Origin of the sequence: Algicola sagamiensis DSM 14643 (assembly GCF_000374485.1) — a bacterium.
Classification (GTDB): Bacteria; Pseudomonadota; Gammaproteobacteria; order Enterobacterales; family Alteromonadaceae; genus Algicola; species Algicola sagamiensis.
On record NZ_KB894491.1, the window covers coordinates 176,130 to 186,445 of the forward strand.

Sequence of the window (10,316 nt, forward strand, 5' to 3'; positions counted from 1 at the left end):
CTCCCCACCCTTCTATTCGAGGTATCATGGGTACCTCTTTATTTTTTGACGCAGGTGCTATGCAGATTGTTTTAGTTCATCCTTTAGCGCACGTCTTAATATTTTACCAACATTTGTTTTTGGTAATTCATCACGAAACTCGACAAGCTTTGGTACTTTATAAGCAGTAAGCTTCTCACGGCAGTGATTGATCACTTCTTCTTCACTGATAGAGCTGTCTTTTGCAACAACATAAACCTTCACGACTTCACCAGAAACTTCGTGAGGAACACCTATCGCCGCAACTTCAATCACCTTCGGGTGCATCGCAACCACTTCTTCAATTTCATTCGGGAAAACATTGAAGCCAGAAACCAAGATCATGTCTTTTTTCCGGTCAACAATATAGAAAAAGCCATTTTCATCCATCACTGCAATATCGCCTGTGGCAAACCAGCCATCTTTCAAAACATCAGCTGTTGCATCTGGACGGTTGAGGTACCCTCTCATGACCTGTGGACCTTTCACCCACATTTCACCTGGATCACCTTGGGCAACATCCTGCCCATCTTCACCAACCAAGCGAATATCTGTTGATGGTGCTGGTAAGCCGATACTTCCAGTAAAGCCATTACTTGTATATGGGCATATCGTGACAAGTGGTGAACACTCTGTCAAACCATAGCCTTCCAACAAGCGTGTATTGGTCAGGCTCTCCCACCGTTCTGCGACTGGACGTTGAACTGCCATGCCACCACCCAGTGAAACTTTTAGATGGCTGAAATCTAACTCAGCGAACCCAGGCGTATTTAATAACCCATTAAATAAAGTATTCACGCCAGTTATCGCTGTAAATGGATACTTCGATAACTCTTTGACAAAACTCGGCATATCTCTCGGATTGGTAATCAGGAGGTTTGTACCACCATATTTCATAAATGTCAGGCAGTTCGCTGTCAATGCGAAGATGTGATACAGCGGAAGCGCTGTGACAACAAACTCTTTCCCTTTGATTAACTGATGATCCAAGCAGCCACTCACTTGCTCAAGATTCCCTACGAGGTTTCCGTGGGTAAGCATTGCACCTTTCGATACACCTGTCGTGCCACCTGTATATTGCAGGAAAGCCAGATCATCATGATTGAGGCTTGGCCTGTCATAAGACAGCGACTCACCACGCTTTAAAGTATCTTTAAATGGAATATACCCTGGAAGCTGATAGCTCGGGATCAACTTTTTGACGTATTTCACCACCAAATTGACGATGGTGCCTTTCACTGTACCGAGCATGTCACCCATTTTCGTCAGGATCACATGTTCAACTTTTGTATTGCCAATAACTTCTTCAAGCGTGTGTGCAAAGTTTTCGACAATGAGAATTGCTTTTGCACCCGCATCTGTGAGTTGGTGCTCTAGCTCTCTTGGAGTATATAGTGGGTTTACATTGATAACGACACAACCCGCTCTCAAGATACCTAAAATTGCAACCGGGTATTGCAATAGGTTCGGCATCATTACAGCAACAGCATCCCCTTTGTTCAACTTCAAGTCATGCTGCAGATAGGCCGCAAAGTTTCTAGAGAGTTGATCAAGCTCATCATACGTGATGGCTTTGTCCATATTGATATAGGCATCTCTAGACCGATAAGTGTCTATCGCCTCATCGAATATTTCCAATAGCGACTGATAATGATTAGGATCGATTTCGGTAGGGACCTTTTCAGGATAACTTTTTAACCATACCTTTTCCACTATCCTCTCCTTATTATGCATTTTTTATGTATTTAAGTTTGTACCCAAACTTCTCTTGTAGCACGTTGTTGCAAGTCCATTTGAAAACAAAACAACGCCTCAAACGACAGAACCAAGATCCGAGCCATTCGCTCAACGACCCCTGTTGGGAACAAGTATATCTCTCGGACAATCCGGCTATTATTACTGAGTCTTGACTCTAAATTCAATGCCAACACAAAAATACGAGCAATTATTACGCGATACGCATAAATATCAGACCAATATTAATCATTATTCAACCAAGCCTTCATTTTTTGGGCAGTTTCGTCCGGGAATTCCATATGACAATGATGCCCCCCTTTTGTAGACAGCATCGTTAGATTTTGATAATGCCTCTGGTACATCCCGATCGCTTTTTCGACACGTTGATTCAATTCACCAATGCGATCCTCGGCTAACATCATCAGTACCGGGCATGTGATTTGCGAGATAAATGCTTCAGCTTGAGAAGGCGTGAAGCGTAGTGCTGATGGAATATTGAGTCGTATATCTGCCGTAAACTTTACACCTTCTGAAGTAGAGATAGCTCCCCGCTCAACAAGGTATCGTGCAATATCACTATGAAAATTTCCTACGACTGATCGCGCTTCCACTGCTTGATGAATGGATGAATAAACATTTCTGGATTTCGCTTTCATTTTTTTACGACTCAGAATCGCATCACGAAGTTGCTTCGGCGCTTCTTCAGGAACTGTTGTGACTAACCCAATACTATCAATCAGAATCAGTCGTTCAATCAACTCAGGAAATGAAGCAGCCAGAACCGTCGCAACCATCCCTCCCATCGAGTGTCCAACAACCGTTACAGAGGACCACCCAAAGTGTTGGATCACATGGACTATCGTTTCGATCCAATCTACAAAATGATAGTGAGCGCCTTCTGGTCGATGGGAGGAGTAACCATGTCCTGGGAAATCTATCGCAACGACACGATACCCATTCAAATGAGGCATGATTGGTGTAAAGCTTGCCGCATTATCCAACCAGCCATGCAGTGCAAGTAAAATATGCTCACTTTTTTCCTCATTATCCAAACCAGCGATGACTTGATCACCTATTTGTATTTTTATTTCTTTCATTGAAATATTGTCTTTTTGCCTAGAAGTTGCCGATTATTATTTAGATTTTTTTACTTTCACACGATGTAGATAAGGGCCATGGTACCAATGATGATGGTGCCAGTAAGGCCAAGGCTCAATATATTCGACTTCTTTCACTTCTGGCCATAGATAAATTTTGACATCTGTAAGTGCCGGGAACAAATAAGGGTGTTCGCCAATTTTTCCTTGAATACTATCCCGAATCGTCCCCAGAGCCGTCACCACTTTGCCTTGCTGGTAAACAACTGGATCCAAAAACCCTTTGACAACGATTTTAAAGCGGCCTTGCGTCTGCCCCTCAACCTCCGGACGGCCATTATTTCTTAATGGAAATTGTACGACTTCGATTTCCGTGGTGGATTGATGATTTTGCACCCCAGCAATCACGCCACCCCAGCGCCCTTGAAGTCCAACATTCCCCTTTTGATCGGAAAGAACATCTTGAAATGAAATAAGCGGTGTTGTGTCTGGGACTCGAAGATTTTTAGGATATTGCGCTGCACAAGAGCAAAGCCCCAAACACAACATAAGCCATATGATATTTTTCATACTTTCCTCTTTAAACAACAAATTTTTCATACATTAGACCGGGCAACACAGGGTCTGGTTTCCTTCAATAAAAAAGGCCAGAAACTGGCCTTCATCAAAAATATTGTTGCTTGCACTCAGTAGACTTCTTTTAAGACAAAATAGGGGATCATCCCTTTACTACTGGCAGCAACACTTTTTTCATGAATATCAATGATCCGACTTCGTACGATAATCCCTTTTGGGGTATAGCTCAAGGTTCCTGCAAGGACATAATCAATTTTTTGTCGCTTCGCTAATTCCATATAATTTCGTGAAAATACAAAGTCCCCAGCTACAGTGACCTGGATCGTGTCCATTGTCTTAAAGTCAACGACAGGCCAACCAAACACTTGTAATTCATGAATAAAACTTTCTGCGATTTGATTTCCTAATCTGCTGGTTTGTTTTAATGATGCATCAAATGACACAAATGATGACACGGCTATGCGTGCTCTATCAGGTAGGTTTGTGGCTGTTCGATGAAGCTGCATCGCCATTTGCTCTACATAATCACTAATGAGTTTATGATGCTCAGTTAAGCCCATCCCTTTATCAGGGATCACTTCCATCTGATGATCGTGCATCCCTTTTTGGTGAAATGCTTCAACCTGAACACAATCAACTTCTTTCCCTAAATCATTGATACATTGATCGCTACTCGCTAAAACGGATGAACTCGTTAGTATTGCAACACATGCCAAGCTGAATAATTGAAGATTAAAAACATGCTTCTCGTTCATTGTCATCTCCCTTTACTTCGTGCCCGATGATTTTAAACGGATATTCGACTCAACCTGACTGCTGATCAGCGCTTTCGCCACTTGATCTGGGATAAACCCCTGAGTAGAGGCAACAACACGTTTCGAATCCATCCCCAAAATCCGTGCATTCAATAAAACACCACCCTTATGGTTCACCATTGTGCCTGCAAGAATGTAATTAATGGGTAATGCTTCTTTCAGCTCAAGGTAGTCTCGGGTCATGACAAAATCCCCTTTGTCTGTGATCCGAATATAATCCGTCACTTTATAGTCCAGCACCGGAATACCAAATTGGTGAATTTCGTGGATAAAACTTTCCGCAATTTGGTTACCTAGGAGGTCTGTTTGATCAAATTGACCATCAAGGTAGATGAAACTTGCCACAGCAAGCGGCGTATCCGCACTAATTTCTTTCAGGTTATGCACGAGGTCCTGCATCATACCTTTCACGTAATGATTAATATTTTTGACTGGAATATCCGAACCAAATTTGAGTACAGCCTGCAAAAAGTTGCCGTCTTCTGTTGCCGAGCCAAAGGCACCACCCGCTTGTTGCGAAAAATAATCGGCCCCACCCTCTTGTGGTACACCAGAAAGGCTAATGGAGTCTTCCTGTTCCACGACAGGCTGATTCGTTTCTTGTTCTGCTGCGGTTTCGTCACCAAACCAGGGCATGGATTCACAACCCGACAAGCAAATACACATCATGATGAATAAAGCGAACCTCATTGTAACCTCCAACTTAATAAGCTACGCGATGAATAGCGTTGTCGCGCATGCGAACCTTTTCACTACGCCAAAAAATATTTTGTGGAATATAGTCTGTAGCGGCAGCTAAAATACGACGATTGTTCAACTGGATCAGCTTCGTGTTCACAACTAAACCATTCTCCTGCGGCACGAGCGTGCCAGTGATAATATAGTCAATGGTTTGGGAGGAAGACAGGTCATCCAGATCACGGGACAGAGAAATATCAACCCCTTCTTTAATGTCAATAAATGGTGTCGCACGAAATTCCTGAACACGAAGACCACGTTGAACAACAGAAGTGATCATCCCTTCTTGAAGCTGATTCCCAGCAAAATACATCGGATCTGCTTTATGACCAGGTTGCTTTAACGTGTCAGCAAATACAAATGTCGTCACCGCGATATTGGCATTCGCCTGCAACTCTTGTAGAGAGCGCAGTAACTGAGACACCATCCGGTTTGTATAAAACTGGATCCCGCGACGATCCTGAGAGGGTGTATAATTCGTATATCGTTTTTCAGGTACAGGAACTGCCTCATCCTGAAAAAAAGCACATCCAGATAACAACAATATACCCAGACAAAAAATTGACACTCGCATCGTTTCACCGCTACATAACACTAAAATTAGGCTTGTCTATGCAATTTTTTTGCCAAGAGTAATTAGGGTCTGTTGACCTTTACTCAATGTCACTACTGGCGGCTGAAAAAGTCTCACTTTTTGTTGTGATAACGCGAAGCTGTGACCCGACAATAAATGTTATGTTGTAACATAACATTTATTGTGTTTAACTGAATAACATTCGTGATAATGAGTGGATGATAAACGATGGCAAAACTCCCGGTCACTGTGCTTTCTGGTTTTCTTGGCGCAGGTAAAACAACTGTGCTCAGTCATATTCTCAATAACCGACAAGGTCAAAAGGTTGCTGTGATTGTGAATGACATGAGTGAAATCAACATTGATGCTACGATGGTTCAAAATGAAGTCCAGCTCAGCCATCAAGAAGAGAAACTTGTAGAAATGAGTAATGGATGTATCTGTTGCACCCTTCGGGAAGATTTACTAATTGAGATAAATAAGCTTGCGAAAGATGGTCACTTTGATTATTTAGTGATTGAATCAACGGGTATTTCTGAACCACTTCCAGTTGCTGAAACATTCACATTTGCTGATGAAAATGGCCGTTCTCTTTCTGATGTTGCCCAATTGGATACCATGGTCACCGTTGTAGATGCTGTGAACTTTTTAAAAGATTATGATGCAGCGAACTCACTTCAAGAAACAGGAGAATCACTTGGAGAAGAGGATGAAAGAAGCGTGTCCGATCTCCTCGTCGATCAAGTTGAATTTGCCGATGTGCTGCTCATCAGTAAAACCGACTTGGTCGATACTGTCGATGTCGAAAGGTTAATCGCAACTTTAAAAGCCTTAAATACACACGCAAAAATCCTCCCGATTCAAAACGGCCAAGTCGATTTAAATCAGGTGCTTAATACTGGGTTATTTGACTTTGAACGTGCGCAACAAGCGCCTGGATGGCTGAAAGAAATGCGTGGTGAGCATATTCCTGAGACTGAGGAATATGGTATCAGCTCCTTTAGTTATGTGGCTCGTCGTCCATTTCATCCCGAGAAATTCTATCAATTTCTTCATCATACGGAAGATTTCGGTAAGCTCCTTCGCTCAAAGGGTTATTTTTGGTTAGCATCACGGCCAGAATTTGCTGGGCAATGGAGTCAAGCTGGCGGTATTGCGCGTTATGGATTTGCCGGCATGTTTTGGAAAGCCGTCCCACAAGAAAAATGGCCTACGGATGAAACATCTATTTCTGCAATCAAAAATAACTGGGTAGAACCATTTGGAGATATGCGCCAAGAGCTTGTCTTTATTGGTCAAGATTTAGATCAACTCGCCATGACAAAAGCACTCAACGCATGCCTGCTTTCGGATCAGGAGCTTCATCAAGGTAAAGATTATTGGTCAACGCTCAGTGACCCTTTTCCTAGCTGGAGCCAAATCCAATGAGCACAATGACCTCAAATATTTCCCCGACGAAGCAAACGCCTGTAACCCGCTTCGCGATCACCGGAAAGGACCCGTCGGTGCTCACTGATATCTACCAGGAAAAGACAAATCTTGTCATTTGGCAACGCCACTTATCCCAAGATATATCTAATGCTGTCCAGTCTTTATTCGATCAAAGTCCAAACTTTCAAGCTTCATGGGTTGTCAGTCCAGACAATGTCGGCTCAGTCCTACACGATAGGCTTGGATCAGCGGCGGCGCTTGAGCCTCTGTTATCCGATATCACACAACTCGTTGATATGTTTTGTTGCCTGTTCGATCTTCGCCGAGCAGGGATGCGGATTACAGTCCTTGATCGAGCCATGTGCCCCCGATTTCATGTGGATCGGGTTCCATGCCGTCTAGTAACCACTTATCAAGGTGATGCAACACAATGGATACCCCATCACCTTGTCAATAGAGCTCAACTCGGTGGCCAACACGGACTTGATGATGAGCAATCCGGTTTATTCGACACCCAAGATACTATTGAGCAATGTACCCAAGGTGATGTCGCTTTACTTAAAGGAGAACTTTGGGCAGGGAATGAGGGTGCAGGTCTTGTCCACCGATCCCCACCTTACAATCGGAAACCACGCTTGATCGTGACCTTAGATTTTGCTGATTAATTATCATTGTTTACACTATTCTTGTCTGTAAACACCGAGCCAAGGTGAAGAAGTGAAATCAATTACAAGCTCATGTGAAGTCAACATAAGATAAAAATCCAAAACAATAATATTGAAACAAAATTGACTGAGGAAAACTGGATATGAAAACATCCCAAATTGTGACTGATCGAGTAGCCATTGGCTTGTCACTTACATGCGCTCTTCATTGTATGCTACTCCCATCGCTTTTGCTTCTGTTACCTAGTATCGCAGCGTTATCCTTGAATACCGAAGCCTTTCACATCACATTGGTCATCGCTGTCATCCCAAGCAGTTTATTTGCTTTAAAAGCTGGATATCAACAACATGGTAACTCGTGGGTGATTTTTGGGGTCAGCATTGGATTAATCTTGTTAGTGCTCGCCCTCCTTCTTGGTACCGGCATACTTGGAGAGCAAGGAGAACTTATCTTAACTGTGATCGGGTCCATTTGTATCGCTTTCGGACATAGCGCGAATTATCAATTGAGCAAAAAAGGAATGCATGAGAACTGTTGCCCTGACAAGATATCAACATCTCAGCTTCACTCTGAATAAAGTTGAATTGACTGCATCTGCATACGATAAGCTGCGGTTGCAGTATCATTTTCAATCAACGAAGTCTGTAACCATCCTGAAACCCAAAATGCATCATACAAATCTACTAACTTAAAACCTTGTTTCGCCTCAACATAAATAATTTGATTTGGAGGCGGTGGAGGAACGTGAATACAAGCACCATAATAAGGAACCAAAAAAAAGTGTGTCACTCTTTGCGCCTCATTAAAAGCCAATGGCACAACGTACCCGGCAATTCGAATTGGTTTATTATTCATTTCTGGGATCACTTTTGTTGAAGTAAGCGCCCGCTGGTATCGGTCATCTTTGAATCGCTTTTTTTTATTTTGCAGTTGGCTCTCAATCTGATCTTCAATTGAACCATCTTCAACATCAGTAATATAACTTGGCGGATTGAGGATTGCATCCAGATCTTCCTCTGGCATTAGCTCAGTCCACTCAACCATTTTAAATTGGTATTTTATCTGACTGTCTTCGGTAAGCACGTTCGATTGGGTTTGCACATCATGTTTATTTGATTTCCCACATGAGATAAAGAAAAGCAAACAGAAAATCAAGATACAAATTTGAGACTGTCGAGATGGAAGCTGAGCGCACATAAGACAAACAGAGTTTTAGTTAAATTTGTTACATGATAACATCACAAAATAAATATGTAAGTACAACCTAATATGGCTAGAGGAGAGTGCAGTGATTCAGCTCAAAGATATTCGTTTTCACTACCCAAATTCACCTCATGAATCGATGCTGAACATTCCTCACTGGTCGCTATCTCATCACGAGCACACTTTTATTTATGGTCCTTCTGGCTGTGGCAAAACAACTTTTCTCAATTTACTTAGTGGCTTACTCACACCCACTCACGGGACAATTGACGTGTGCCAGCAACGACTTGATCGCATGAGTTCTCGACAACGCGATCGGTTTCGCGCTGGGCACATCGGTTATGTATTTCAACAATTGAACCTGATCCCGTATTTAAATGCAATTGAGAACATTCAGTTAGCAAGTTATTTTTCCCCTTCAACAGAAGCAAAGAGTTCGATTTTAGACATCAAGCATTTGCTGAGATCACTCAATATGACTAAGCATGAATGGAGCCAGCCAACACGACAACTCAGTCTTGGTCAGCAACAACGTGTTGCTATTGCGCGCGCGCTGATCAATAAACCCAAATTACTTATCGCGGATGAGCCAACATCAGCACTTGATAGCAAGAATACAAAAACAATCATGTCATTTATGATGTCACTCTCAAAATCACATCAAGTATCGCTGGTGTTTGTGAGCCATGACTTATCGTTGGCTGATTATTTTCATCGCGTTGAACCATTTCAACATATCAATCAATGGGAATCGATTGCATCATGTTCTTACAACTAGCCTTTCGCAGTTTAATTGATAGAAAAGGGGCGATTTGTCTTTCTCTCATCGCAATGACCGTCAGTATTTTTGTCCTCGTCAGTGTTGAGCATATCCGTTACCATTCAAAACAGAGCTTTTCAAATGCCGTCTCTGGTGTGGATTTAATCGTTGGGCCACGCACAGGACAGTTAAATTTATTACTCTACAGCGTTTTTCGTATTGGTGTACCAACTCAAAACATCCAATGGGACACATATAAGAAAATATCCAAGCATCATGATGTACAATGGACAATCCCTATTTCTCTTGGTGACTCACACAAAGGGTATCGTGTGATGGGAACAACACAAGGATACTTTAAACACTTTCGATATGGTGCAAACCAACAATTATCATGGCGTCATGGGCAAGAGTTTTCTCAACCTTTTGATGTTGTCCTCGGCTCAGCAGTTGCGAAAAAGCTGGATTATCAACTTGGCAATAAGTTGATATTATCGCATGGCATGTCATCAACCCATTTTAATCAACATAATCACCACCCTTTTAGGGTCGTTGGGATTCTTACCCCAACTGGTACTCCGGTCGATCAAACACTGCTCATTAGCTTGAAAGGTGTTGAAGCCGTTCACGCTCATCTCCAACCAAATAAACGCCATTCAGACCATTCAGACCATTCAGACCATTCAGACCATTCAGACCAT

12 protein-coding genes are annotated in these 10,316 nt (G+C 42.5%); 5 read left to right on the forward strand and 7 right to left on the reverse strand.

The genetic code is table 11. The annotated features are described in order from the left end of the window. Positions 1–57: 57 nt before the first annotated feature. The 6 genes from fadD to C505_RS23340 form a co-directional block, all read right to left on the reverse strand. Positions 58–1,731 (reverse strand): long-chain-fatty-acid--CoA ligase FadD, encoded by a 1,674-nt coding sequence (gene fadD, locus C505_RS0100775; protein WP_018690688.1) that lies wholly within the window; start codon positions 1,729–1,731, stop codon positions 58–60. 266 nt (positions 1,732–1,997) lie between these two features. Next, on the reverse strand, positions 1,998–2,852 hold the full coding sequence (locus C505_RS21000) for an alpha/beta fold hydrolase (protein WP_018690689.1): 855 nt from the start codon (positions 2,850–2,852) through the stop codon (positions 1,998–2,000). Positions 2,853–2,888: 36 nt separating this feature from the next. Next, positions 2,889–3,422: a Slp family lipoprotein gene (locus C505_RS0100785; protein WP_169336980.1), complete on the reverse strand. Its 534-nt coding sequence runs from the start codon at positions 3,420–3,422 to the stop codon at positions 2,889–2,891. Positions 3,423–3,538: 116 nt separating this feature from the next. Next, positions 3,539–4,183, reverse strand: a complete 645-nt coding sequence (locus C505_RS21005) for a FlgO family outer membrane protein (protein ID WP_018690691.1) — start codon at positions 4,181–4,183, stop codon at positions 3,539–3,541. Between the two features lie 12 nt (positions 4,184–4,195). Then, the gene (locus tag C505_RS23335) at positions 4,196–4,933 is read right to left on the reverse strand and encodes a FlgO family outer membrane protein (protein ID WP_157368702.1); all 738 of its coding nucleotides are present in this window, start codon (positions 4,931–4,933) and stop codon (positions 4,196–4,198) included. Between the two features lie 13 nt (positions 4,934–4,946). After that, a complete protein-coding gene (locus C505_RS23340) occupies positions 4,947–5,555 on the reverse strand; it encodes a FlgO family outer membrane protein (protein ID WP_018690693.1) in 609 nt (202 codons plus the stop codon). A gap of 228 nt (positions 5,556–5,783) precedes the next feature. On the opposite strand from C505_RS23340, the gene zigA reads away from it, so the two are divergent. From zigA to C505_RS0100820, 3 genes are all read left to right on the forward strand, one after another. After that, the gene (gene zigA, locus C505_RS0100805) at positions 5,784–6,983 is read left to right on the forward strand and encodes a zinc metallochaperone GTPase ZigA (RefSeq protein WP_018690694.1); all 1,200 of its coding nucleotides are present in this window, start codon (positions 5,784–5,786) and stop codon (positions 6,981–6,983) included. Further along, the gene (locus tag C505_RS0100810) at positions 6,980–7,651 is read left to right on the forward strand and encodes a DUF1826 domain-containing protein (protein WP_018690695.1); all 672 of its coding nucleotides are present in this window, start codon (positions 6,980–6,982) and stop codon (positions 7,649–7,651) included. Before zigA ends, C505_RS0100810 begins: the two co-directional genes overlap by 4 nt. Positions 7,652–7,794: 143 nt before the next feature. After that, complete coding sequence (locus C505_RS0100820; RefSeq protein ID WP_018690697.1) at positions 7,795–8,229, forward strand: MerC domain-containing protein; 435 nt, start codon at positions 7,795–7,797, stop codon at positions 8,227–8,229. On the opposite strand, the gene C505_RS0100825 is transcribed toward C505_RS0100820, so the two are convergent. Further along, positions 8,217–8,753, reverse strand: coding sequence for a DUF3299 domain-containing protein (locus C505_RS0100825; RefSeq protein WP_211215036.1), 537 nt, complete (start codon positions 8,751–8,753; stop codon positions 8,217–8,219). The two genes, C505_RS0100820 and C505_RS0100825, sit on opposite strands and share 13 nt — an antisense overlap. A 187-nt stretch (positions 8,754–8,940) precedes the next feature. On the opposite strand from C505_RS0100825, the gene C505_RS0100830 reads away from it, so the two are divergent. Both C505_RS0100830 and C505_RS21020 read left to right on the forward strand, forming a co-directional pair. Then, positions 8,941–9,633 carry an ABC transporter ATP-binding protein gene (locus tag C505_RS0100830; protein WP_018690699.1) on the forward strand — a complete coding sequence of 231 codons (693 nt, stop codon included), beginning with the start codon at positions 8,941–8,943 and terminating at the stop codon, positions 9,631–9,633. Beyond that, positions 9,618–10,316: ABC transporter permease (locus C505_RS21020; protein ID WP_169336981.1), on the forward strand; the 699-nt coding region annotated here is incomplete at its 3' end. The genes C505_RS0100830 and C505_RS21020, both read left to right, overlap by 16 nt.

Excerpts from the sequence above, each read along its gene's own strand:
- C505_RS21000 (WP_018690689.1), bottom strand. The coding sequence starts at position 2,852 with ATGAAAGAAATAAAAATACAAATAGGTGATCAAGTCATCGCTGGTTTG.
- C505_RS0100785 (WP_169336980.1), bottom strand. The coding sequence starts at position 3,422 with ATGAAAAATATCATATGGCTTATGTTGTGTTTGGGGCTTTGCTCTTGT.
- C505_RS21005 (WP_018690691.1), bottom strand. The coding sequence starts at position 4,183 with ATGAACGAGAAGCATGTTTTTAATCTTCAATTATTCAGCTTGGCATGT.
- C505_RS23335 (WP_157368702.1), bottom strand. The coding sequence starts at position 4,933 with ATGAGGTTCGCTTTATTCATCATGATGTGTATTTGCTTGTCGGGTTGT.
- C505_RS23340 (WP_018690693.1), bottom strand. The coding sequence starts at position 5,555 with ATGCGAGTGTCAATTTTTTGTCTGGGTATATTGTTGTTATCTGGATGT.
- zigA (WP_018690694.1), top strand. The coding sequence starts at position 5,784 with ATGGCAAAACTCCCGGTCACTGTGCTTTCTGGTTTTCTTGGCGCAGGT.
- C505_RS0100810 (WP_018690695.1), top strand. The coding sequence starts at position 6,980 with ATGAGCACAATGACCTCAAATATTTCCCCGACGAAGCAAACGCCTGTA.
- C505_RS0100820 (WP_018690697.1), top strand. The coding sequence starts at position 7,795 with ATGAAAACATCCCAAATTGTGACTGATCGAGTAGCCATTGGCTTGTCA.